This is a genomic window from Ottowia sp. VDI28 (assembly GCF_049532675.1).
GTDB lineage: Bacteria > Pseudomonadota > Gammaproteobacteria > Burkholderiales > Burkholderiaceae_C > Ottowia.
Genome location: NZ_CP149820.1, coordinates 423219 through 446752 on the forward strand (window position 1 = coordinate 423219; position 23534 = coordinate 446752).

24 protein-coding genes are annotated in these 23534 nt (G+C 63.7%); 11 read left to right on the plus strand and 13 right to left on the minus strand.

Going from position 1 to position 23534, the window contains the following annotated elements:
• Positions 1–17: 17 nt before the first annotated feature.
• From WJU18_RS01935 to WJU18_RS01950, 4 genes are all read left to right on the plus strand, one after another.
• Positions 18–686 carry a response regulator transcription factor gene (locus WJU18_RS01935; protein WP_423458493.1) on the plus strand — a complete coding sequence of 223 codons (669 nt, stop codon included), beginning with the start codon at positions 18–20 and terminating at the stop codon, positions 684–686.
• 32 nt (positions 687–718) lie between these two features.
• On the plus strand, positions 719–2083 hold the full coding sequence (locus WJU18_RS01940; protein ID WP_423458494.1) for an ATP-binding protein: 1365 nt from the start codon (positions 719–721) through the stop codon (positions 2081–2083).
• Between the two features lie 114 nt (positions 2084–2197).
• Entirely contained in the window at positions 2198–2611 is a 414-nt protein-coding gene (locus WJU18_RS01945; RefSeq protein ID WP_423458495.1) for a YgiW/YdeI family stress tolerance OB fold protein, read from the plus strand.
• A gap of 96 nt (positions 2612–2707) precedes the next feature.
• Complete coding sequence (locus WJU18_RS01950; RefSeq protein ID WP_423458496.1) at positions 2708–3700, plus strand: YcjF family protein; 993 nt, start codon at positions 2708–2710, stop codon at positions 3698–3700.
• Between the two features lie 69 nt (positions 3701–3769).
• Here the strand turns inward: WJU18_RS01950 and WJU18_RS01955 are convergent, their stop codons facing one another.
• Positions 3770–4120 carry a DUF2200 domain-containing protein gene (locus WJU18_RS01955; RefSeq protein ID WP_423458497.1) on the minus strand — a complete coding sequence of 117 codons (351 nt, stop codon included), beginning with the start codon at positions 4118–4120 and terminating at the stop codon, positions 3770–3772.
• A gap of 502 nt (positions 4121–4622) precedes the next feature.
• Between WJU18_RS01955 and WJU18_RS01960 the strand changes: the two genes are divergently transcribed.
• Positions 4623–5420: a glycine zipper 2TM domain-containing protein gene (locus WJU18_RS01960; RefSeq protein WP_423458498.1), complete on the plus strand. Its 798-nt coding sequence runs from the start codon at positions 4623–4625 to the stop codon at positions 5418–5420.
• Positions 5421–5460: 40 nt separating this feature from the next.
• Here WJU18_RS01960 and WJU18_RS01965 read toward each other — a convergent pair whose 3' ends face one another.
• The 6 genes from WJU18_RS01965 to WJU18_RS01990 all read right to left on the minus strand — a co-directional run bounded on the left by WJU18_RS01965 (position 5461) and on the right by WJU18_RS01990 (position 9818).
• Positions 5461–5865: a phage holin family protein gene (locus WJU18_RS01965; protein ID WP_423458499.1), complete on the minus strand. Its 405-nt coding sequence runs from the start codon at positions 5863–5865 to the stop codon at positions 5461–5463.
• A 36-nt stretch (positions 5866–5901) separates the two neighbouring features.
• Complete coding sequence (locus tag WJU18_RS01970) at positions 5902–6207, minus strand: MerR family transcriptional regulator (RefSeq protein ID WP_423458500.1); 306 nt, start codon at positions 6205–6207, stop codon at positions 5902–5904.
• A gap of 167 nt (positions 6208–6374) precedes the next feature.
• Positions 6375–7352: a DnaJ C-terminal domain-containing protein gene (locus WJU18_RS01975; RefSeq protein WP_423458501.1), complete on the minus strand. Its 978-nt coding sequence runs from the start codon at positions 7350–7352 to the stop codon at positions 6375–6377.
• A gap of 102 nt (positions 7353–7454) precedes the next feature.
• Entirely contained in the window at positions 7455–8372 is a 918-nt protein-coding gene (locus tag WJU18_RS01980) for a DMT family transporter (RefSeq protein ID WP_423458502.1), read from the minus strand.
• The gene (locus WJU18_RS01985) at positions 8369–8875 is read right to left on the minus strand and encodes a flavin reductase family protein (RefSeq protein WP_423458503.1); all 507 of its coding nucleotides are present in this window, start codon (positions 8873–8875) and stop codon (positions 8369–8371) included. Before WJU18_RS01985 ends, WJU18_RS01980 begins: the two co-directional genes overlap by 4 nt.
• Before the next feature lie 61 nt (positions 8876–8936).
• Positions 8937–9818 carry a LysR family transcriptional regulator gene (locus WJU18_RS01990; protein WP_423458504.1) on the minus strand — a complete coding sequence of 294 codons (882 nt, stop codon included), beginning with the start codon at positions 9816–9818 and terminating at the stop codon, positions 8937–8939.
• Positions 9819–9966: 148 nt separating this feature from the next.
• Between WJU18_RS01990 and WJU18_RS01995 the strand changes: the two genes are divergently transcribed.
• The 3 genes from WJU18_RS01995 to WJU18_RS02005 all read left to right on the plus strand — a co-directional run bounded on the left by WJU18_RS01995 (position 9967) and on the right by WJU18_RS02005 (position 14244).
• Positions 9967–11319, plus strand: a complete 1353-nt coding sequence (locus WJU18_RS01995; protein ID WP_423458505.1) for an aspartate aminotransferase family protein — start codon at positions 9967–9969, stop codon at positions 11317–11319.
• A gap of 51 nt (positions 11320–11370) precedes the next feature.
• Positions 11371–12888 carry a CoA-acylating methylmalonate-semialdehyde dehydrogenase gene (locus WJU18_RS02000; RefSeq protein WP_423458506.1) on the plus strand — a complete coding sequence of 506 codons (1518 nt, stop codon included), beginning with the start codon at positions 11371–11373 and terminating at the stop codon, positions 12886–12888.
• A 717-nt stretch (positions 12889–13605) separates the two neighbouring features.
• Positions 13606–14244, plus strand: coding sequence for a response regulator transcription factor (locus WJU18_RS02005; protein WP_423458507.1), 639 nt, complete (start codon positions 13606–13608; stop codon positions 14242–14244).
• 47 nt (positions 14245–14291) lie between these two features.
• Here the strand turns inward: WJU18_RS02005 and WJU18_RS02010 are convergent, their stop codons facing one another.
• Complete coding sequence (locus WJU18_RS02010) at positions 14292–14483, minus strand: hypothetical protein (protein ID WP_423458508.1); 192 nt, start codon at positions 14481–14483, stop codon at positions 14292–14294.
• Here WJU18_RS02010 and WJU18_RS02015 point away from each other — a divergent pair.
• The gene (locus tag WJU18_RS02015; RefSeq protein ID WP_423458509.1) at positions 14416–15738 is read left to right on the plus strand and encodes a murein transglycosylase A; all 1323 of its coding nucleotides are present in this window, start codon (positions 14416–14418) and stop codon (positions 15736–15738) included. The two genes, WJU18_RS02010 and WJU18_RS02015, sit on opposite strands and share 68 nt — an antisense overlap.
• Before the next feature lie 25 nt (positions 15739–15763).
• Complete coding sequence (locus WJU18_RS02020) at positions 15764–16210, plus strand: hypothetical protein (RefSeq protein ID WP_423458510.1); 447 nt, start codon at positions 15764–15766, stop codon at positions 16208–16210.
• On the opposite strand, the gene WJU18_RS02025 is transcribed toward WJU18_RS02020, so the two are convergent.
• Positions 16207–17112: an ankyrin repeat domain-containing protein gene (locus WJU18_RS02025; RefSeq protein ID WP_423458511.1), complete on the minus strand. Its 906-nt coding sequence runs from the start codon at positions 17110–17112 to the stop codon at positions 16207–16209. The genes WJU18_RS02020 and WJU18_RS02025 overlap by 4 nt on opposite strands.
• A gap of 233 nt (positions 17113–17345) precedes the next feature.
• Here WJU18_RS02025 and WJU18_RS02030 point away from each other — a divergent pair, with 233 nt between their 5' ends.
• Positions 17346–19292: a PhoX family protein gene (locus tag WJU18_RS02030; protein WP_423458512.1), complete on the plus strand. Its 1947-nt coding sequence runs from the start codon at positions 17346–17348 to the stop codon at positions 19290–19292.
• Positions 19293–19481: 189 nt separating this feature from the next.
• Here the strand turns inward: WJU18_RS02030 and WJU18_RS02035 are convergent, their stop codons facing one another.
• The 4 genes from WJU18_RS02035 to WJU18_RS02050 are packed head-to-tail and all read right to left on the minus strand — an operon-like array spanning position 19482 to position 23482.
• The gene (locus tag WJU18_RS02035; protein WP_423458513.1) at positions 19482–21275 is read right to left on the minus strand and encodes an ATP-binding protein; all 1794 of its coding nucleotides are present in this window, start codon (positions 21273–21275) and stop codon (positions 19482–19484) included.
• A complete protein-coding gene (locus tag WJU18_RS02040) occupies positions 21272–21511 on the minus strand; it encodes a hypothetical protein (RefSeq protein ID WP_423458514.1) in 240 nt (79 codons plus the stop codon). The genes WJU18_RS02035 and WJU18_RS02040 overlap by 4 nt, the downstream gene beginning before the upstream one ends.
• Positions 21492–21866: a sensor histidine kinase gene (locus WJU18_RS02045; RefSeq protein ID WP_423458515.1), complete on the minus strand. Its 375-nt coding sequence runs from the start codon at positions 21864–21866 to the stop codon at positions 21492–21494. Before WJU18_RS02045 ends, WJU18_RS02040 begins: the two co-directional genes overlap by 20 nt.
• Complete coding sequence (locus tag WJU18_RS02050) at positions 21848–23482, minus strand: 7TM-DISM domain-containing protein (RefSeq protein WP_423458516.1); 1635 nt, start codon at positions 23480–23482, stop codon at positions 21848–21850. The genes WJU18_RS02045 and WJU18_RS02050 overlap by 19 nt, the downstream gene beginning before the upstream one ends.
• Positions 23483–23534 lie beyond the last annotated feature (52 nt).

Below are 23534 nucleotides of genomic sequence, written 5' to 3' on the forward strand. Positions count from 1 at the left end.
GCCGTACGCTCTGCCGCATGCGCATTCTCCTGATTGAAGACGATCCTTCCCTGGGCAGCTCGCTGCAATCATGGCTGCAGATGGATGGCTATGCGGTCGATTGGCTGACACGCGGTGATCAGGCCGCCGCCGCGCTGGCCACGCATGAATACCACTGTGTGCTGCTCGACAGGGGCCTGCCGGGCCTGGATGGCGATGCCGTGCTGCGGGCCTTGCGTGCCGGCGGTACCTCACGCGCGCAGTTGCCGGTGATCGTGATCACTGCGCGCGATACGTTGGCCGACCGTGTGCAGGGCCTGGATTTGGGCGCGGACGATTATCTGGTCAAGCCGTTCGATCTGGAAGAGCTCTCGGCACGGGTTCGCGCGGCCTTGCGCCGGAGCGCGGCACAACCGGCACCTGTGCTGCGCCATGGCCCGGTCGTTCTGGACCCCGCCGCCAAGCGCGTGACGCTGGATGGAGAGCCATTGACGCTCACCGCACGGGAGTTCGCCGTTCTGCAGGCCTTGATGCGAAGGCCAACCCATATCCTGAGCCGGGCCCAATTGGAGGAGGCTCTCTATGGCTGGGGCGAGGAGGTCGAAAGCAACGCCATCGAAGTCCATATCTACAACCTGCGCAAGAAGCTGGGCACCCGTTTCATCGTGACCGTGCGCAATCAGGGTTACGGATTGGCGCCAGCATGACATTTTTCCGATGGTTGCCGAGCCGAAACCGAATGGACGCGGTAAACCCCGCGCCCCCGCGCGGCGGCTGGTCACTGCGGCGGCGCTTGCTGTTAATGGTGATGGGCACCAGCATCAGCCTGTGGCTGGTTAGCCTTGCCATTGTGGTGGGCGTGGCCTGGCTGGCGACCAGCGAGGTGTTCGATGATGCGCTGGAAGAAGGCGCGCGCCTGGTATTGCAGCTGGGCGTGCCGGGCGATGCCGCCCTCGGCGCAGACCGCAGCCCTCGCCTCGGGCGGGACGAAGCACTGAAGCTTCGCATGTATTACCAGCTCGTGGCTTCCGACGGCCGGGTGCTGGTGCGGGGAGAGGGCACTCCTGTAACGGCTTTTCTGCCGCATGCCCGGCACAAGGAGAAAACCACGGTTTGGGTGGATGGCAAGCTCTGGCGGGTCTATGTGCGCCCTGGCCGGGCGGGTGTCACCGCTCAGGTGGGGCAGCCGATGGAGGAGCGCCTGGAGTTGCTGGAGGACATGGCCGAGAGCCTGATCTGGCCGGCGTTGGGGTTGCTGGCGCTGCTGGGCTTGTTGAGCTGGCTGCTGATCCGGCGCCTGCTGCGGCCGCTGGAAGAGGCGGCCGAGCGGATTGGTGCGAAATCGCCGGATGATCTGGCGCCCGTGCAGGCTCAGAACCCGCCACGTGAACTGCAGTCGATCCTGAACGCCCTCAACACTCTGCTCGCCCGCCTGGGGGCCGCGCTGGACCGCGAGCGGCGTTTCACCGCCGATGCGGCACATGAGTTGCGCACGCCGCTGTCGGCCCTGCGCATGCGCGTTCAACTCATCGAACGGGAGCTGAAGCTGCCGGAACCGCACCTGCGGCAGTTGCGCGCCGACCTGGACCGCTGCACCGCGCTGGTGGAAAGCCTGTTGGCGCTGGCCCGGCTGGAGCCGCAGGCAGCCCCTCTGAACCGGGAGGCCGTTGATCTGGGTGCCCTGCTGGACAGCTTGAATCTCGAAGCCGCGCAAGCCAGGAACATGCGCGTGGAGCAGTCATTGGCCGAGCCGCGGGTATGGGCTTCACCGCCTCTGCTCGCGAGCGCATTACGCAATCTTCTTGACAATGCCGTGCGCTATGGCCGCGAAGGAGGCCGGGTGCGCATCGAAACCCTGCGATTGCCGCAGGGCGGCACGCGCCTGGCTGTGCGGGATGATGGCGCCGGTGTTCCGGCCGAGCAGCGGGCGCGGCTTGGGGAACGGTTCTTCCGGGTATTGGGTACCGGGCAGACCGGTAACGGCCTGGGCTTGTCCATCGTGGCGCGCATCGCGCAACTGCATGGCGCCTCCCTGCATTTCGAGGAAGGATTGGATGGCGGGGGCTTGAGTGTGGTGATGGACTTTCCGGCAGACCAGGTGTGATCAGGGGTGATGCGGCGCACGGGCCACATCAGATTGCCTTCATGTTCGACGGCTCCAATAGGGTTATTCCACAAGGGGTGGAATAACTTTTTACCTACGATAAGGAGTTGAACCATGCGCAAAACCGTTTCCGCGTTCGCCGCTGCCGCCCTGCTGGCCTTGGGCGCGACCACCGCCGCGATTGCACAATCCGCGAGCTACAGCGGCCCCAGCACAGCCCCCAAGGCCGCCGCTTCCGGCGTGTATTCGGGCCCGAGCACCGTACCGCTGATGACGGTCAAACAATTGCTCGATACGGGCAAGGACGATCAGCATGCGCGCCTGCAAGGCCGCATCGTGTCGCACGACGGCGGGGAGCATTACACCTTCGAAGATGCAACGGGCCGTATCACGATGGAGATCGACGACAAGAAATTCCCGGCTGGCCAGACGGTCAGTGCCGAGCAGCGGGTCGAACTGCTGGGCGAACTCGACAAGGGCTTGAGAAAGACCGAGTTCGAGGTAGACCGCATGGCCTTGCTGCCTTGATGGTCAGAGGGGAACCAGACTCGCCATGGGGGATCAATAAGTGAACCGCATGGCGGCCCCATACGCACGATACCGCCCGACTTCACAAGGAAACTGATGAGCACTGAAGAAATCCGCGCCATTCTGACCGTCTGCCTGTTGGCGGCCTATGCCGATGGGGACAAGCACGACCGCGAGCGCGAGCAGATTCGCCAGGTGGCTGAAGGGCTGGCTCAAGACCAGCAGATCAATCTGCCCGGCCTGTATCAGGACGTGCTGATGCGCCGCGTTCAATTGGCCGATGTGCTGCCGAAACTGGCCAGCGGCGAAGCGCGCCAGCTAGCCTACGAGATGGCCCTTTGCGTGTGCGAGGCCGATGGCCAGACCAGTCCGCAGGAGCAGGATTTCCTGACGCAACTGCGCGAGGCGCTGGACCAGGCGCCAACGGCGTTTGCCGAGCAGGCCAGTGCCGTATCGGCCGCACCGCTGGACGGACCCGTCACAGCGCTGCCGGAGGTGGCCAAGCCAGGCCAGGCGGTACCGCATCCTGTCGCCGTCGATACCTTGCAGGGCACGGCCGCGCAGCGGCGCCCAGGCAATCTGTCTGCCGCTGACATGGACCGGAAGATTCTCAACGCATCGATCCTCAACGGCGCGATCGAGCTGCTGCCAGAGAATCTGTCCACCCTGGCCATCATCCCGCTGCAGATGCGCCTGGTCTACCAGGTCGGCCAGAGCTACGGCTATGAGTTGGACAGCGGCCACATCAAGGATCTGCTGGCCACCCTGGGGGTGGGCCTTACCTCGCAGTACCTGGAACAGGCGGGCCGCCGGCTGCTCTCCGGTCTGCTGGGCAAAGGCATCTTCGGTGGCCTGGGCCGTCAGGCGGTGAGCAGCGGCATGAGCTTTGCCGCCACCTATGCCCTGGGGCACGTTGCCAACCAGTACTATGCGGGGGGCCGCACGCTCAGCACGCAGATGCTGCGCGATGCCTACCAGCACGTCATGGCCGATGGCCGGCAGTTGCAGACGCAATACCTGCCGCAGATGCAGGAGACGGCGCGCGGGTTGAATACCGCCAAGATCATGCAGATGGTGCGCGGCGGCTGACCTTGAGAGCAGGAGGTGCGGCCAAGGAGCGGCCGCGTCTCCGGTATTGAGGGTGTCGGCGGGTGTTCGCTATTGGCGCAAGATCTTTTCCATGGCCTTGCCTTTCGCAAGTTCATCGATCAGCTTGTCCAGATACCTTATTTTCTGCATGAGCAGCTCCTGCACCTCCTCCACGCGGACACCACACACCACGCCTTTGATCAGCGACGCATTCGGGTGAATGGCTGGCGCCTGGGCAAAGAAGGCCGCCAGATCGCTTTGTTGCTGGAGTTGCTTTTCCAGCCCCGCCTGGTCATACCCGGTCAGCCATCGGATGATCTGATCCACCTCGTCCTTGGTCCGATTTTTGCGCTCCGCCTTTTGCACATAGAGGGGGTACACCTTGGAAAACGCGGTGGCATAGATTCGATGCTCAGTCATTTTCTTGGCTCCAGCCAGTCGGAGAGACGCAACTACCTTAGCCCAAGAACGTGTTCAAAGGGCCGGCCAGAGGGAACGGGAAGTCAAGTTTCCACGCTCCTATGGTTATCCCTAGTATTCTTTTTATCTAGTTTATTAAATAGATAGTTGTAGTAGAGCTTTGTGGATTTGTGGAAATGATTCGAAAATCATTCAGTTTCAAAGGCTTACGATGAATTGTCGGGTGTGCGGAACGTGTTTGGCGCGCCCGCTGGCCAGAGGAACAACTTGAGCGTATGGTTTCAGGCTGTGGATAGCTCTCAGGTTGCGCTGTTTTTTTCCACAGACTTACTCAGTGGTCTGCGTGAACGGGCTTCAGAATGAGCAGTGAAGGGCCGTCCAGGCGCCGCGCTTGTGAATCGCGAGTAAAGCTGGTCGGCCAGGGGGTACCGAGCGGCGTTGGATGCGAAGGAGCGGCTGCGCCACGCGCCGCCCTTTCTTGTGTTCAATGGTGGAGAACGGCATGAATTCACTTGCGCTGGCTTGCAAATCTCTTGCATTGGCTGGCTTGGCATTAGGTGCCTCGCTGGCTGGGGCGCAGCAAATGGTCACGGCGCGTGTGTTGTCTTCAACGCCCGCGTGGGAGGCCGTTCCGGTGCAGGGTTGTGCGCCTGGGGGCTACGCGGCTACATCCGGCCTCGGTGCCATGGTGGGGGCCGTGATCGGCGGTGTGGTGGGCAATGCCTTTGGCCATGGTGATGGCCGGGCGCTGGCTACGGCGGCTGGTGTGCTGGGGGGCGCCGCTTTGGGCAATACGGCTGAAGCCCAGCAGCGCTATGCCGGCGGCTGTGCCACGCGCTATGAAAACCGTGTCACGGGTTATGACGTCAGCTATGAAATCGGCGGCCGGCGCTACCAGAGCCGGATGGCCAATGACCCCGGAGCCTGGGTTCAGGTGCCAGCGCCCGCCGGCAACGTGTACGGCGGCTATGAGCCATCCGAAGTGCAGAGCTACCCGGTGGCGCCGCAGCCCGTGGCGGGGGCTTATCCATTGCCGGGCGGTTATCCGGCACCCTACCCCGAGGCCGGCAACCTGCCGCCCGGCGCGGTGGTGACTGCTCCAGCCTATCCGCCACCCGCGTATCAGCAGCCTTACCCGGTGGCGCCGCAGGTGGTTTATGCCCCTGCGCCAGCGCAGCCGGTCTATGTGCAACCTGCTCCCCTGTACGCTACCCCGGTGGGTGTGACGCTGTCAGTGGGGGGTGTCCTGGGCGGGCATCACCACGGGCGTGGCGGTTGGGGCGTGGGCCTGGGGTTCTGACTAGGGTTCTGAGAGCGCCCCGAGGGGTTTTTGAGGGGGCTCAGAGCCAGGTTCCAGTTCCTTGCGGCATCTGGATGGTCATGCTCGGATCGTTGCCGGTGACGAATGCGCCGATGAGGAAGCTGAGCACCGAGACGAACAGGCTGGCAAACAGGGCAGTCCAGAAGCCGGAAAGGCGAAAGCCCTTGACCAGGGCGGATACCAGCAGGATCACGAGGGCGTTCACCACCAGGAGGAACAGGCCGAATGTGAGCACGGTGAGCGGCAGCGTGAGCACGATCAGCAGCGGCTTGACGATGGCGTTTGCAAAGCCCAGCAGCAGCGCCGAAACCACCAGCGCGCCCGTGCTTTCGAATTTCACGCCTTTGAAAATATGGCTGGCCACCCAGAGTGCGAGCGCGGTGATGGCCCACTGGACGAGAAATGGCGTGAGGTTGGCAAGCATATGTGACGTTCTGGATCCGGGGCCGAAGCCTGATTTTTAAATTTGCAGTTGCCGGCGTAGCACGGCGACTTCTTCCATCAGGTCGGCCGTGAGCGCGGCCAATTGAGGGTCTGCGTCGAAGGTGTGTTCCAACTGCGCGATGCGGCGCGCCCGTACCAAGGTGGTGCTGGTAAAACGCCATTCGGTCACGGCTTGGCCGGCACACGGCTGGAAGACGCCCGCTTCCACATGTGTGACCACCCAGTCGGGCTCCATGCGAACGCCGCGTGCCAGGTCCTGAACGGTCAGGCCATCATCGGCCAGCAACTCGACCAGATGCGCTGGGATAGGAGTGGGGTTCATATCAATAATCCATCATTGTGCGCAGCCCGCATGGCATGAAACGAAAGAGCCGAAAGGCCGCGGAGCAGGCCATGCGTGGAACGCCGTGGACGGACCTGCGCCGGCCGCTGGCGTTGTCCCCCTCCCGAAGAGAGGGGGAAGGCACCAAAGGTGACTCAGGGGGTGTTTCATTGAGCTCTTGGATCAAAGCCGGGGTAGGTATCGGCGAGCGCCTGCCAGGCACTTCGTTGCGCGTCGGTTACGGCGCCAGGGATCGCGGGCTCGAGTTCCAGATACAGATCGCCAGGGGTGGTGGACGACGGAATGCCGCGGCCCTTCAGGCGCAGCTTGCGGCCCGTGCCGGAGCCGGGCGGAACCGTGACTTCGACCGTGGTGCCTTCCGGCGTGTCGACCCGTACGCCCGCGCCGAGGGCCGCTTCCCATGGGGTTACGCGCAACCGCTGCGTGATATCGCGGCCGTCGATGCGCCAGCGCGGATCGGGCCGGAAATGCACTTCCAGCAGCAGATCGCCTGCCGGGCCGCCGCCGAAACCGGGACTGCCCTGACCGGCCAGGCGGATCAACTGGCCCTCTTTCACGCCTTTCGGAATTTTCACTTGCAGCGCGCGTTCCTCGGGCACGACATGGCCGCTGTCGTCAACGCGAGCGCTTTGCAGGTGGATGGTGCGTTCGGCGCCCCGGTAGGCGTCAATCAGTTCCAGTTCGATCTTGGCATGGTGATCGTTGCCGCGCATCTGGGCGCTTCCCCGGTGCGCGCTGCCGCCGCCGGCACGTTGTGCGCGTGCGGCCCGGCCGAACATGTGTTCGAAGAATTCGCTGTAGTCGGCGTCATGGCCACCGCCGCCGCCTCCTCCGTCGCTGAACTCGAAGCCCGTATCCCAGCCGGGTGGCGGCCGCACGTCGTCGCCCGATCGTGCACCGCGCGCCCAGGCCTGCGCTCCGACAGTGTCATAGGCGGCGCGTTTTTCCGGGTCGCCCAGCACCTCGTTGGCCTCATTCACTTCGGCCATGCGCGCGGAAGCGTCGGCCTCCTTGCTGACGTCCGGGTGGTACTTGCGTGCCAGCTTCCGGTAGGCTTTCTTGATGTCGTCGGCACTGGCGCTTTTGTCCACGCCGAGGGTCTGGTAGTAGTCCTTGAACTCCATGGATGCAATGGTAGATGAAAGTGGCGGAAAACGCCGCTCACCCGCATATGGTGCCGTTCAGACGGATTACCAGTACCTGAACACGCTCTTATGGAAGCTGCCTCAGCCGCGCGCCGGGGCCTTCCTGTTGACCAGCACAATGCCAACGGCCACCAGCGCCATCGCCGCCAGCAGGTTGACCGTCACGGTCTCGCCCAGCCACAGTGTGCCGAAGAGCAGGGCAAACAGCGGGGTAAGGAAGACGAAGGCGGAGACCTTCGTAGCCGGGTAGCGCGAGAGCAGCCACATCCAGGCGAGGTAGCTGGCGAAGGCGCCGATCACGGTCTGCAGCGCAACCGAGGTGGCGGCAAACGGGCTCCAGTGCCATTGCCAAGGCTCGCCAAGGGCCAGGGACAGGATCGGCAGCACCACCGCGCTCACCGTGACTTGGTAGGTCAGCAGTGGCTCAGGTGCCGCGGTGGCCAGCCGAGTGCTGCGGATCACCACTGTGGTCAGGCCCCAGAACAAGCCCGCCCCCAGCCCCAGCAGGTCGCCCGCCCAGGTCGAGCCCGGGCCCTGGTGGGTGAAACTGTCCCACAGCGCGAAAACCACCGCGATGAAAGCGCACGCGAGGCCGAGCCACTGCGCGGGCCGCAGGCGTTCGGTCGGCACGAAGAGCGGCACCAGAAGCGCCACCCAGAAGGGAGAGGTGTAGAGAAAGACCGTGAGCCGAGAGGCCGTGGTGTGCTCCAGCCCGATGAACATGCAGGCGAATTCGCCCGCGAACAGCAGGCCGGCGAGGAGGCCCGGCGCCAGCGAGCCGCTCGGCCCCAGCATTTTCACGCCGCGCCAACGGCACCAGAGCCAGAGCAGTACCGTGGCGCCTACGAAGCGGACGGAGGCCTGGAAGATCGGCGCCAGCTCGGGTAGGGTGGCTTTCACCAGTACCTGCTGGAGGCCCCAGAAGAAGCAGCACACGACCAACAGACTCACGGCACGGCCGTCCAGGTGGTCGTGGCGCATGATCGGCGTGGTGGTCATAGCGGATGCTCGGTATAGAACCGCCCGCCGTGAAACAGCAGCGGCGAAGCGCCGGCCCGGTGGGAGCAATGCTCGACCTGGCCGACAAAAATCACGTGATCGCCTTCTTCATAACGGCTTCTGTTGAAACACTCGAAGCTGGCGGCCGCCCCTTCGATCAATGGCGCGCCCGCCATGCCCGAGCGCCAGGGCACATCCTGCCAGCGGTCACCGGAAGAGGCGGCAAAGCGCAAAGCCAGCTCTTGCTGGTCAGCCGCCAGCACGTTGATGGCGTAGTGCGTGCCGGCACGAAACGCGGGCATCGAACCGGAACGCAGCGCCAGGCTCCACAGCACCAGCGGAGGATCGAGCGAGACCGAATTGAAGGAATTGGCCGTGAGCCCAACCGGTTCGCCGGTTTCGCCGCGTGCCGTCACGATAGTGACGCCTGTGGCGAACATTCCCAGCGCGGTGCGGAATTCGGTGGCTGAAAAAGCGGCGGGCTTGGCGGTACGAGGGGACATGGGGGCTTGGCAGAACAAGCCATGATAGCGGCACGCTATCAACCCTAGGGTCTGTGGGATGCTAGTGCGCGGCGATCAGGCAGGCATGGAATGCCTGGGCGATCCGGGAAGGCGCAGGCGAACGGCGCAGGACGCTGACGAAATCACACGCATAGTGCAGCAACTCGGGGCGTACGGCGCGCATCTGGCCTCGTTGCACGAAGGCTTCGGCGTAGTGATCGGGCAGAAAGCCGAGAAAGCGGCCGGAAAGGATCAGCGTGGCGATGGCCTCCTGCTCGAACGCGGTGGCGGCGCGGCGCAGGCGCTGGCCGTGGGTGAGTTCCATGTTCGGCGAGTGGTAGCCCAGCCCGGCAAAGTCTTTGCGGGCACGCAGGGTGGTCCAGTCGAGCGCGTCTTGCTCCGGTGCAAACATCGGATGCCCGGCCCCGCAATACAGGTGCATGGTTTCACCGAAGAGCCGGTGGTAGCGCAGGCTGGCCGAGGCTCGGTGCGTGGGGATGATGCCGACGGCGAAGCTGCCGTCCATCACGCCGCGCTCGATGGCCTGGATGCTGCCCACATGCAGGTGCAGCTTTACGTCCGGCGCCTTGTCCGTGAAGGCGGCAATGGCCGCATGAATGCGTGCCTCGGGGTTGCTGGCCGTTTTGTCGAACACGGCCAGGGCCAGCGTGCCGCCCATGCGCTGATGGATGTCGTCAATGCCGGCGCGAAATCCGTCGACAGCGGCCAGCAGACGCAAGGTTTCGTCGTATACCCGCTGGCCCTCTGTGGTCAGGGCGAAACCCGCGCGCCCGCGGCGGCACAGAGTGAGCCCCAGGCGCGTTTCCAGGTCTTTCACGTGGCGGCTGACCGTGCTGGTGCCGATGTTCAGTTCCAGCTCGGCCGCCGACAGCCCGCCGCATTCCACTACCGCCTTGAAAACCTGTAGCAGGCGCAGATCCATGTCGCTGACCTGGCCAAGCAGAGCGCGAGCTCGGGGGCTTTGTCGATTACTTGCATTTTTCGGCAACTAAACTTGAATATTTGCGTATTTAACCCATTAAAGCGGATGCTGACAATGCCTGCATCCGACCTGATCCGAGGAGAACCTCATGAGCGTGACCACTGCCCCCCAAAACGCCGCTATCCGCCAGGACGCTGCCTGGCTCGATGCGCATTGGATGCCTTTCACGGGCAATCGCCAGTTCAAGCGCGATCCGCGCATGATCGTGGCAGCGCAAGGCGCCTACTACACCGATGCCGATGGCCGGCAGGTGTTCGACGGCCTCTCCGGCCTGTGGTGCTCCGGCCTGGGACATGGCCGGCGCGAGATCGCCGAGGCGGTGGGCAAGCAGGCCGCCAAGCTCGATTACGCACCCGGTTTCCAGTTCGGCCAGCCGCTCTCCTTCGAGTTGGCCAACCGCGTGAAAGGACTGGTGCCCGAGGGGCTCGACTACGTTTTCTTCACCAGCAGCGGTTCCGAGGCCGCCGATACGGCGCTGAAAATGGCGCGTGCCTACTGGCGCCTGAAAGGCCAGGGCGGCAAACAGCTGCTGGTGGGGCGCGAGAAGGGCTACCACGGCGTGAACTTCGGCGGCATTTCGGTGGGCGGCATGGTGGCCAACCGCAAGCTCTATGGGCAGGCTGTGGCGGCTGACCACATCCCCCATACCCAGCCGCCGGCGGGAAGCTTCGTGAAGGGACAGCCCGCCGAGGGCGGCAAGGCATTGGCAGACAAGCTGCTGGACGTGATCGCCTTGCATGACGCCAGCAATATCGCGGCCGTCATCGTGGAGCCCTTCAGCGGCTCCGGCGGGGTGGTCGTGCCGCCCGTGGGCTATCTGCAGCGCTTGCGCGAAATCTGCACGCAGCACGATATTCTGCTGATCTTCGACGAAGTCATTACCGGCTTTGGCCGCTGCGGCACCATGACGGGGGCCGAAGCCTTCGGCGTGACGCCCGACATCATGACCTTCGCCAAGCAGATCACCAATGGCGTGCAGCCGTTGGGCGGCGTGGTGGCCAGCAAAGGCATCTACGACACCTTCATGGCCGCTGGCGGGCCGGACTACATGCTCGAGTTCGCGCACGGCTATACCTATAGCGCCCATCCGGTGGCTTGCGCCGCTGCCCTGGCCGCGCTGGATCTTCTGGAGGCCGAAGACGGCCCAGGGCGTGTGAAAGCCCTCAGTGCCCATTTCGAGGCCGCCGTGCACAGCCTTCAGGGCGCGAAGCACGTGGTGGATGTGCGCAACTACGGCCTGGCCGCGGGGATCACCATTGCCGCCGTGCCAAGCGAGCCCGCCAAGCGGCCCTACGAGATCGCCATGCACTGCTGGAAGAACGGCTTCTACGTGCGCTACGGTGGTGACACCATCCAGCTCGCGCCGCCCTTCATCAGCGAGAAGGCCGAACTCGACCGGCTGGTGAGCGCGCTTGGCGATGCGCTGGCGGCAACGGCCTGAGATCGTAAACACGTTCCGATCACGTTTTTTCTGATTTGACGCTAACTAACCATGAACCGCGATAAACCTGTTACCCAGACCATAGGCCACCTCATCGACGGCCAGATCGTCCACGACGCTGCGCGTACGCAGCCGGTATTCAATCCCGCCACCGGCCAGGTCAGTGGCCACGTGGCGCTCGCATCGCAAGCCACGGTGGAGCAGGCGATCGCCGCGGCCGAGAAGGCTTTTCCGGCATGGCGCGACACACCGCCGCTCAAGCGCGCGCGGGTGATGAGCAAGCTGAAGGGGCTGCTGGAAGAGCATGCCGAGCAGATTGCCCAGATGATCACCGCCGAACATGGCAAAGTGCTCAATGATGCGCATGGCGAACTGCAGCGCGGCATCGAGAACGTCGAGTACGCGAGCTACGCGCCGGAGTTGCTCAAGGGTGAGCATTCGCGCAACGCGGGCCCTGGCATCGACTCGTGGGCCGAGCACCAGGCGCTTGGCGTGGCCGCGGGCATCACGCCTTTCAATTTCCCGGCCATGGTGCCGCTCTGGATGTGGCCGATGGCCGTCGTGTGCGGAAACACCTTCGTGCTGAAGCCCTCGGAGCGCGATCCGAGCAGCGCCCTCTTCATCGCGGAGCTGGCGCAGAAAGCCGGCTTGCCGCCGGGCGTACTGAACGTGGTCAACGGCGATAAGGAAGCCGTGGACACGCTGCTGCGCGATGCGCGCGTGAAAGCTGTCAGCTTCGTCGGCTCCACGCCGATCGCCGAGTACATCTACGCCGAAGGTTGCAGGCATGGCAAGCGCGTGCAGGCGCTGGGCGGTGCGAAGAACCATGCGGTGGTGATGCCTGATGCCGATATCGCCAACGCGGTGAGCGCCATGATGGGCGCCGCTTACGGCAGTTGCGGCGAGCGCTGCATGGCTGTGCCCTTGATCGTGTGCGTGGGCGATGAAGTGGCCGAGCAGATGATCTCCGGCCTGAAGACCGAGATCGCCAAGGTCAAGGTAGGCCCTGGCACGGACAACGGCAACGATATGGGGCCGCTCATCACCAAGCCGCACTTTGAGAAGGTCAAAGGCTACGTGGACCATGGCGTGGCCGAAGGCGCGGAGCTGCTGGTTGATGGCCGTGGGCTGCAGGTGGCTGGCCATGAGGAAGGCTATTTCCTTGGCCCTTGCCTGTTCGATCGTGTGAAACCTGGCATGAAGATCTACCAGGAGGAGATCTTCGGGCCAGTGCTTGGCATCGTGCGCGTGAAAACGCTCGAAGAAGGGATGAAGCTTATCAACGATCACGAGTACGGCAATGGCACGTGCATCTTTACCCGCGATGGCGAGGCGGCGCGGTATTTCACAGATCACATCCAAGTGGGCATGGTGGGGGTGAATGTGCCGCTGCCGGTGCCGGTGGCCTACCACTCTTTCGGCGGCTGGAAGCGCAGCCTGTTTGGCGATCTGCATGCCTATGGACCCGACGCGGTGCGCTTCTATACCAAGCGCAAGACGATCACGCAGCGGTGGCCTTCGGCCGGGGTGCGGGAAGGGGCCATGTTCAGCTTTCCTTCCAGCCGATGAGGCGGCGCGCTCTTTGACAGGCTCTGCGGTATCGGCCCCTCAATAAGTTCCGTGGTCTTACTCCTTCCCCTCTTGGGGGAAGGTTGGGATGGGGGCTTTCACTGGAGGTTGATCTGAACGGCCTTCAGCTTCCTAGTGGCCTTCTGTAGTTTGAATTGAGGCCGGAGGCCGGGATTGCCCTCGGCAGTGCAGTCACCTTCTTTTGCGTCGCCAAAAGAAGGTGACCCAAGAAAAGGCGACCCCACTTGCCGTGTCCCTGCGCTTCGCTACGGGCAACCTGCGGTGCTCGATCAAGGGGCGGTGCCGTCGAACTCGCTATGTTCACTTCGTTCACGCCGCTCAAACAACGCCGGCAAGCTAGAGCACGAAGCAAGGGCATCTTGCAGTGCCCTTGCCCACCCCTCGCTCTGTGCTCCTCGGCACGGCCAGAGGGGACCCGTGGCTCGCGCCATCGCTTCGCTTGGCCCGCGAATCAACAGGCTCCGCTGTATTGGCTCCCTCTTCCGCCTGCGGGAGAGGGTTGGGGTGAGGGTCAGCGGCGGTTGATTGATTTGCAGCGCTGGTAGGTCGGGCGTGCATGCCCGCGTGTATCTCCCTCGGCTTGTGACCTTCCTCCGCTGCTTGACCTGAGGCCAGGGTTGCCTCTTGCTATGCGGTCTCTTTCTTTGCTCGCCCCCCGAATGGCCGGCCCCCGGATCGCCACACTAGAATCAAGACATGACGCGCCTTAGTGACGCCACTGTTTACATCATTGATGACGATGCCATCGTGCGTGAGGCGATGGCATGGCTGCTGCGTTCGCGCAGGCTGCTGTCGGAATCGTTCGACAGCGCCGAGGCCTTCGAGAAGATGCTCGACGATTCCGCGCGGGGTCAGGCATCGCCCAGGCAGCCCGGATGCATTCTGCTTGACGTGCGCATGCCCGGCATGAGCGGGCTGGCCTTGTTCGACCGCCTGGCCGAGCGTGGGCTGACGCAGGCATGGCCGGTGATCTTTCTGACCGGGCATGCCGATGTGCCCACGGCGGTCGATGCGGTCAAGCGCGGGGCCTTCGATTTTTGTGAGAAACCGTTTTCAGACAACGGCCTGGTTGACCGGGTGGAGCAGGCGCTCACCATATCGGCCGAGCGTGTGGCGCAACTGGCTGAGCAGCAGGCTGTGCATACCCGGGTAGCGGAACTGACGGAACGCGAACAAGGGGTGATGCAACTCGTGGCGAGCGGGCGGCCCAACAAGCTGATTGCCGACGAATTGGGCATCAGCGTGCGTACCGTGGAAGTGCATCGCGCCCGCGTGTTCGAGAAAATGGACGTCAAATCGGCCGTCGAATTGGCCAATTTGCTACAAAAAATCTAGCCTGCGGGAACCCTGCCGGACAGCCAAGGCCACTGGCTGACCCATAATCAGCTTTTTGGCGCTGAATTGTCTCGCACGGATTCGCCCGGCTCGCTGGGCGCTGCCTCGGCTTGAGCCGTGTCTGTGTGCTCGTGCCGGTTTCGCAGCTCGCCCTTGTTGCGGCCAGCAAACATGGTCCACCACACGATCAGCGCCAGCAGCAGTAGCGCCCCGAGGGCTTCCAAGAGAATCACCGTCATGAATCGATTGTTCCGGTTTTTTTGTTGCTGGGCCGCCCCGAAACAAAAAGCGCCCCCTTGGGGGGCAGCGCATCACGCGAAGCGGAGGAGCGTGGGGGCCATTTTATTCGTAGCCTGCATTGTAGGAATGCTGGCCAGTTGCGCCATCCGGCCCTCCTCTCCGCCCCCTTCGACGGTGCCCTCCGCACCGCCTGATGCGCCCATGCCGCCGATGGTGGACCCGGGCGATGCCGCGCCCCTGCCGCCCGCTCGCCAGAGTTCGCGCAGCCGCTGGGTGCCCGTGCGCTGGGCCGAGCTGCCGGGCTTTGAGCAGGACGCCATGGACGAAGCCTGGAATGCGTTCACCAAGAGCTGCGAGCGCCCGGGCCGTACCTTCGCGAATCTGTGCAGCGAAGTGCGGCGCCTGTCGCTGGGCACGCCGGAGGAGCAGCGCCTGTGGCTGCGCGCCAGGCTGCAGCCCTACCGCGTGGAACCTTTGGCCGGCCCCAATGCACAGGGCGCCGAAGGGCTTCTGACGAGCTACTTCGAGCCGGTTTACGAGGCTTCGCGCGTGGCACGGCCCGGTTATTCCGCGCCCATCTACCGCGTTCCGCGTACGCTGGGCCAGCGCAAGCCCTGGTATACGCGCCAGGAAATGGATGTGCTCCCCGAGGCACGTGCGCAACTGGCCGGGCAGGAACTGGTGTGGCTGGCCGATCCGCTGGACGCGCTGATCCTGCAGATCCAGGGCTCCGGCCGCGTGCACGTGCTGGAGGCCGACGGCAGCCAGCGCATGGTGCGGCTGGCTTTCGCGGGTACCAACGATCACCCCTATCGCAGCCCCGGCAAGTGGCTGATCGATCAAGGGCTGCTGCGTGGCGACGTGACCTGGCCGGGCATCCGCAACACGCTGGCGGCCAACCCGAACCGGCTGCAGGAGTTCCTGTGGAGCAATCCGCGCATGGTGTTTTTCCGTGAGGAAGCGCTTTCACCGCTGGACGAGAAATTCGGTCCGCGTGGCGCGCAGGGGGTGCCGCTGACACCGGGACGTTCGATCGCGGTGGATCCGCAGAGCATTCCGTACGGTACGCCCGTGTGGCTGGCATCGCAGGGGCCGGTGGCCAATCTGCAACGCCTCGTGATGGCGCAGGACACGGGCAGCGCCATCGTCGGGGCCGTGCGCGCCGACTATTTTGCGGGGTGGGGTGCCGAGGCCGGCGATTTCGCGGGCCGCATGAAGCAGCAGCTGCGTTTGTGGGTGCTGTGGCCCAGGTGATGCGCCGGCCGAAGCTGGAGGCAAGATGCCGCGCTGCTTTCTCGCGCTCTCGCTCATCGCTGCGCTGACGGCTTGCGCGGCTTGGCGCGATGCGCCCCGCTTGTCTTACCGCTGCGCCAATGATCTGCGCTTCGAGGCGCGCCTGTACCAGGACATGGCGATTCTGGAGGGCACGACCGGCCACGCGGTGCTTGCACGCGCCAACGACGACAAGGTGGCCAAGGAGCCTGTCTATGCGGACGACACTGTGCAAGCCCGGTTCGGCCTTGGCGTGGATGGGCGCCTGACGCGGCTGGACTACACCAACATCCCGGAGCCGGTGTATTGCGAACGCGTCCTGGCGCCCGGCGAAGAAGCGCAGGCACAGGCGGCAGACCGTCCTGGCCCGCGACCGCCCCCGCCGCCGCCGGATCCCAACGCACCGGTACTGACCAACATACGCACGGGTGAAGGGCCGATCGGAGGGGGTTAGGGGATGCGGGCAGCCAGCGCTTGCGCAATGCCAGGGAAGGACCTCTCCCGGGCGCTTTGCAGAGCATCGGCGCCCACATGGTCAAACCCCAGCGACCGCACGATGTCCTGAATATGCTCGTCTTCTGCAAGCGCGCCGGTTTGCAGAAGACGATCCGCCGCGTCCAGGTGGTCTTGTTCAAGGGCCAGGGTCAGTGCGCCACCGCAGCCGGGCGTGGATACATTGATATCGCCGCCGGTTTGCTGCAGGGCATCGGCCAGCATGTATACCACCTCCCAGTGCCCCATGTAGGCGGCGCGCGTCAGCGGCGTGAAGCCATACTCGTTCGCGGTATTGAGATCACCGCCTGACTGCACCAGGGCGTTGATCAGCACCGATGCGGCTTCCCGGTGTCCTTTATAGGCGGCCTCCGACAGGGGAGTGAACCCCTGGTTGTTGGTGGCATTGATGTCGCCTCCCGATTGCAGTAACGCATCCGTCAGGGCCGCCACCACGTCCTGATGCCCATCCCGCGCGGCGACTGCCAGCGCGGTGTCGCCGTGCGGATCGAGGGTATTCAGATCCACACCGGCGTGCTGCAGCACTTTGATCAGGTGGCGAACCTGCGCCAGATTGTTTTCCTGGGCCGCCATCTTGAGCGCCGCAGGGCCTGCCTGAAGGGTGTCCGCGCCTTCCTGCATCAGCCCCAGCAGTTTGTCCAGGTCCCAGCGCTGAATGGCATCAGCGACGGCCACGTCCATATCGTGCGAGCAAGTGGGGCCATTGCCGGGGCGGTCCAGCGGGAATGAAGGAGCGCCTGCGTAGAGTAGTGGCGCAGGTAAGGCATTGCTCAGCGGTTGAGCGGATGAAGGTGCCGTCGGAGAAGTGGCGTAGTGGGGTGCGATGGTCTGGCTAAGCTGCATGGCGTGTGTGTTCTGAAATGAGCGGGTCGCGATTCGCGTTCAGACGCAATGAGTAACCGCCACTGCGAGCAAGTTCCATTCGAAAGCGTGTGACTGTCTTAAAAGTTTCATGTTGCTTTTGCACACTAGCAACCGTTCGGACACCGAGCCCGGGGAGCATCGCCGCCACAAACGGCAATGAAGGTCAGCTCTTCGGCCACCTATCAATAGATTACCCACGGAGTTGCACTCTCATGACTAACCCCACCGCCTCGCGCCGCCGCATGCTGCAACTGTTTGCCGGCGTGCCGATGCTGCCGTTGGCTTCTTCCCTCACCGCTGCCGGGCTGTTGGCAGCCTGCGGTGGCAGTGACGACAACGATACCCCCGCTGTTTTCAAAGGCGTGACGTTCAGCTCGATGCCGGCACCCGGCCTCAGCAATCCTGCCGCCATGGCTACTACCAGCACCACAGCCGTGATGAGCGTACTGTATGACGACGACAGCAAGATGGATTTCGCGCTGGCCTACCAGCCCTTCTTCGTAACCGGCGACCTGGTGAGCGACGGCAAGGGCGGCCAGATCCTGGCCGGCGGCTACTACAATATCAACAACCAGCCCATCATCGACGCCTCCGTGGCTGGCAAGGAGCGCCAGTTCTTCTCCGACTCACCCGATGGTTCGTCGCTGATCCATATCGAAGGCGCCAAGGTCGACGGCGTCAAGGGCAAGCCGGTCTTCTTCGTCGTGCAGTTCGAGTACACCTCCAAGGATCAGGGCGGCAACAGTGCCTACGGCACGCTGCCTTCACCCATTGCAGTGCTGACGCTGGACCAGGACCAGGACACCGGCAAGCTCAGCCTGGTCAAGTACCACAACGTGGATATGTCCCAAGTGCATGGCCTGTGGATCACCTGCGGCGCGAGCCTCTCGCCCTGGAACACCCACCTGTCGAGCGAAGAGTATGAGCCCGATGCCTTCACCGCCGCGAGCTCTGCGCAGTTCAAGGCCTTCAGCAAGAACGTCTACGGTGATGAGACGACCGCCAATCCCTACCACTATGGTCATCTGCCCGAAGTGACGGTGAACGCGGACGGCACCGGGAGCGTGAAGAAACACTATTGCCTGGGCCGCATCTCGCACGAACTGATCCACGTCATGCCCGACAACCGCACGGTGCTGATGGGCGACGACTACACCAACGGCGGCCTGTTCATGTTCGTGGCCGATAAGGCCAATGACCTGTCCGCCGGCAATTTGTATGTGGCGCATTACACCGCTAAGCTGACCAACACCTCCACCGCCAGCATGCAGTGGATCCATATGGGTCATGCCACCAGCGACGAGATCAGAGCGCTGGCTGACAGCCTGAAGCCCACCGACATCATGGAGTCCCTGACGGCCGATCCGCAGGACGCCAGCTACACCAAGGTCTTCCTCGACGGCAAGGCCGCGTGGATCAAACTCAAGCCCGGCATGGAAAAGGCCGCCGCCTTCCTGGAAACCCACCGCTATGCCAACCTGGTCGGGGGCAGCATGGCCTTCACCAAGATGGAAGGCACCACGCTCGACATCAAGGACAAGATCGCCTACTCGGCGCTGGCCAACATCCAGACCTCGATGATCGAAGGCGACGCACTCTGGGATGCCAAGCACAATGTGGCTTTCCCCAAGACCCTCAAGGCTGGCGGCGTGCTGGCGCATCAACTGGGCGGTGGCGCCAAGGACACCTCGGGCGCTGCCATCAACAGCGAATGGGTGCCGGCCAGCTCGCATATGGAACTGATGGGCGAAGACATCAGCGCCGACGCCCTGGGCAATACCGCCCACCCCGACAAGATCGCCAGCCCGGATAACCTGAAGTTCTCCGAGAAGATGCGTACCCTGTTCATTGGCGAGGACAGCGGCAACCACGTGAACAACTTCCTGTGGGCCTATAACGTCGATACCAAGCAGCTTTCCCGCATCCTTTCCACGCCCGCCGGCGCGGAATCCACGGGCCTGCACGCGGTCGACGAGATCAACGGTTGGACTTACATCATGAGCAACTTCCAGCACGCTGGCGACTGGAGCAGCCTGCACGCCAAGGTGAAAGACGTGCTGGATCCGCTGATCAACGCCAACTACAAGGACAAGTTCGGCGCCGCGGTGGGTTATCTCACGGCTTCGCCATCGCAGATGCGGTTGTCCAACAAGGACTGATAGCGATCGAAGCGGGACGCAAAAAAGGAGTCGTAGGCTCCTTTTTTGTTGCCGGGCCGCCCCAAAACAAAAAGGCGCTCCCTCGGGGGGCAGCGGACCACGCGAAGCGGGGAAGCGTGGGGGTTGTTTTTGTCCTGCCGCTTGATGGTGGGCGATGGGGATGGCGCTTGCCAGGAAGACGCCGCAGGGTTATTGGGCTTCGTGGGCCCGCGGCAACACCAGCGTGAAGCGGGTGCCTCCATGGGACGAAGGTTTCACGCGCACATCGCCGCCATGCAATCGGGCTACGCGTCGGGCAACCCATAGGCCCAGCCCAAAGCCGCGTGCCTGATCCATGCGGTCGCCTTGCTCGAAGCGGTCGAAAATATGCTGGATCAGCTCCGGTTGCAGGCCGGGGCCTTGATCGGTGACAGAAAGCTCCAACCGGCCCTCTGCGTCCAGGTGCGCGGCTACGGTGATCTCTCCGGAACTGGCATGCTTGACCGCGTTGTCCACCAGATTCGACAAGGCCATGTGCACCAGCGTCGAGTCGCAGAGCCAAGTGGCTGGAGCGTCCTGGGTGAGCAGACGCAACTGGTGGCGATGCGACCAACGCACGAGTTGCGCGGCCTCTTCCGCCAGGGCGGGCACTGCCGTCTCGCTGATGCGCAGCCCGAAGCTGGGGGCATCCAGCCGTTCGCTCACCAGACAGTTTTCCACGAGGGCTGTCAGCCGCCGGCAAGCGCGGCGGATCTGCACAGCCCTGTCGACCTGCATGGATACCTCGGAGGCAGGGAACGTGGCCTGCTCGGTGGCTGCGCTATCGATCACGGTAATGGGGGTGCGGAATTCGTGATTCACCATGTCGAAGAACTGGCGCTGTTCCAGGCGCAGCTCGCGCTCGCTTTCCAAGGCCGCCTGCAGTTCGTTGCGTGCTCGCATTAACTCTCCGGTACGCTGTCGCACGCGCTCTTCCAGTGAATGCTCCGAACGTGCCAGCGATTCCACCAGCTGCGCCTGCCGCGCGGCCGAGAGCCGGAACTTCTGCATCAGGCCGACGCCCACGGCCACCGCGACCAGCATATTGAGCAGAAGAACCATGAACTGCCAGTAGGTGCCGGTATAGATGGCGCCACCCGGGAGTGTTCCCATGGCAGCTGCGGCCACGTAGACGCCCAGCACGGCATAGATGGTGTAGGGCGTCAGTATCAGCAGGCTGGGAATGGAGGGCCCCTCATGCCGGATGTTCGACCAGCCTACCCAGACCGCCACCATGCTTGTCAACCAGGGAGCGGAGATGGCAAAGGCTGCCATCGGTGGATACCAGGCTTGTCCCATACTGGACAAGCCCAGCAGTGGTATGGCGGTCAAGGCCAGCAGTACTTTATCCAACTGCCGCCAGCGCGTACCTTGGGTCAGCAACTGGCGCGCCAGCCAGGCGAAAGTGGCGGGCAGCAGGAACACCCCTATGCTGACCAGCGTGTCGCCCCATATCGACCAGGCCGAAGGCAGCCACAACTGGGCATAGCCTTGCACGTTGAGGCCATGTACGAAGCCAATGCCCGCGAACACGGCCATTGCCGTGACCACACGCGCGCGCAGCGCCAGGGCCGCGCCGGCCAGCAGAAGCGCCAGCAACAGGCTGATGCCGAGGAACGCGCCGGAGGCCCATTCCATCGCAGCCAGCCTGGCCATCAGGTTCGAGCTGCGCAAAATGATGGCATAAGCGTGCGAGGCACTCAAGGTTTGCACGCGCAACAGCATGGGCTGTCCGTCCCGCAGCGGAAATACCAGCTGCCGAACGCGAACACGGTCCGCCATGGGGATCATGTCGCCGCTTTCGGCCTGATGCCAAGCCGAGCCGTCGATGCCGGGCTGATAGAGCGTGACCCTGTCCAGGTAGGCCGGCATCACCATCAGCCATGGTGGATCGCTGGTGTCGCCCGCCAGGCTGGGGACGGAGGCGCGCAGCCAGTATGTGCTGCTGCTGTAGCCCTCGTTCAAGGGACCCCGAAGGGGGTGAAGTCAGCGTCTGGCAAGGCCACAACCTCGGCGGCTGTAAGCCGTCCGTCTGGGTCTTCGAGCAGTTGCGCGGGCAGGCCGCTGCCCAGCTGTATGCCCGTGGCCTGTGGCCACAGGCGCGAGGGGCCGAAAATGCACAGCGCCATCAGGCTCATCGAGATGATGAGCCAGCACACGAAGCTCCCGATAGCCGCCGGGCTAATTTTTTGCTGTTGCATAAGGTTGCCCGGAAGATAGCGATGGAGCGGAGGTAGAGGGCTTGGGGGCCGAGTGCGGCAAGATCAGCGTGAAGCACGATCCTCCCTGGGGCGCGGCTGCTACCTCTACATCGCCTCCATGCAATTGGGCAATGCGGCGAGCTGCCCACAACCCCAGGCCGAATCCGCGTATCTGCTGGGCCACGCCACGCTCTCCGCGCTCGAACAGCCGCTCCACCGCCCCTGGGGGCAATCCTGGTCCCTGATCGCTGACCGACAGGTACAGGCGGTTCTGCTCATCTACCCGCGCGGCGATACGGACCTCTCCCGGTAGCGCGTGTTTCACTGCGTTGTCCGTCAGGTTGGACAGCGCCATGCGTGCCAACAGCGGATCACAAGGCCATGCGGGGGTAGCCCGCCTATGTCTAGCACCAGCCGGTGGCGCGGTGACCACTGCACGATCTGGGCTGCGTCGTCCACCAGATTTTGCAGGTTCACCATCTGGCGCTGGGGGCTCATGGAGGCAGCTTCCAGCCGTTGGTCGGCCAGGCAGTTGTCCATCAAGTCCGCCATGCGCCGGCACATGCGGCGCATCTGGGCCGCGCGCCGCTTCTGCTCTTCCAGATCGGTGGACGGAAAGGTCCATTGCTCTGTTGCCGCGCTATCCATCACCGCCAAGGGCGTGCGGAACTCGTGATTCACCATGTCAAAGAACTGGCGTTGCTCCTCGCGCATCGTTCGCTCGCTTGCCAACGCAGCCTGAAGCGTGTTCTGCGTCTGCAGCAGTTCCGTCGTGCGCTGGCGTACCCGCTCTTCCAGCGTATGTTCCGATTTCGCCAGCTTTTCCATCGAGTCACGGAACTGTCGCACCAGGCCCGCACCCACTGCGACCGTGACAATGACGTTCAGCAGCAGTGTGTTGAGCTGCCACAGCACGCTCGTCTCGATCTCCGGTAGTGGCGCCCACCCCAGGTAGGCAGCCGTCACGTAGAGCCCTATAAGACCGTAGGAGGAGCCGGGCAGCACCAGCAGCACATGTTCCAGCGAAGGGCCGTCCCGCATGAGATTGCACCAGGTAACCACGGCTACCACGGCGCTGATGGCCCACGGCGCCCCCACGCCGATCCAGGCCCAATCTGAATAGCGCCCGAGCGGAATGCTGACCAGGCACAGCAGCGGCACCGTGCCCAGAGCGAGCAGCAGCCGGTCCGTATGGCGCCAGCGGGTGCCGATCGTCAGCACCTCCCGGAACTGCCAGGCCAGCGCCGCCGGCAGCACCAGCGTTCCCACCTTCACGGCAAGATCGCCCCAATGCTCTAAGGACGCGGGCAGCCAGAGTTGCAGATAGCCTCTGTCTGCTGCACCATGCATCAGGCACACCACGGAAGCCACCGCCAGGGCCGCCAGACTGCGCATGCGCAGCGCCAGGGCCGCGCCGATGATGAGCAGCGCATGCATCAGGTTGATGCCTTGATGGAGCCCCGAAGCCCATTCGGAACTCGAGAGATAACTCATCAACCCTGTGGAATGCCATAGCGTGGCATCCATTTGCATCGGGCTCGTGGTTTGTACGCGCAGGATGAATGGCTGCCCCGGCAGCAAGGGCAATACCAATTCACGCGCACGGACTCGCTCCGCCATGGGCACGGTATCTCCACTGCTTTGCTCATGCCAGGCACCGTCGGCCTGTTGGAACAAGGTGACCTTGTCGAGATAAGTCGGCACTATCTCCAGCCAGGAGGCCCCTTCCCGGGCGTTGGTCCCGGCAGTTGATATAGGCACTTCCACGCGCAGCCAATACACGTCACGGGTATAACCCTTGTTCAACGGTTGCTTGACAACCTCGAACGTCTCTTTGGGCAGGACGGCTACTTCCTCGACCGACATGCGTCCGCCGCGGTCTGGCAGTACCAGGAAGGGAATATCCGTTCCTAACCGCTGACCGGGGGGCTGGGGCCGGGCGAATGTCGCCGGGCTCAGCACGAAAAACACGACAAAAGCAATCGACGCCAGGAACCAAAGTGCCAGAGGGCTCCAGAGCGCC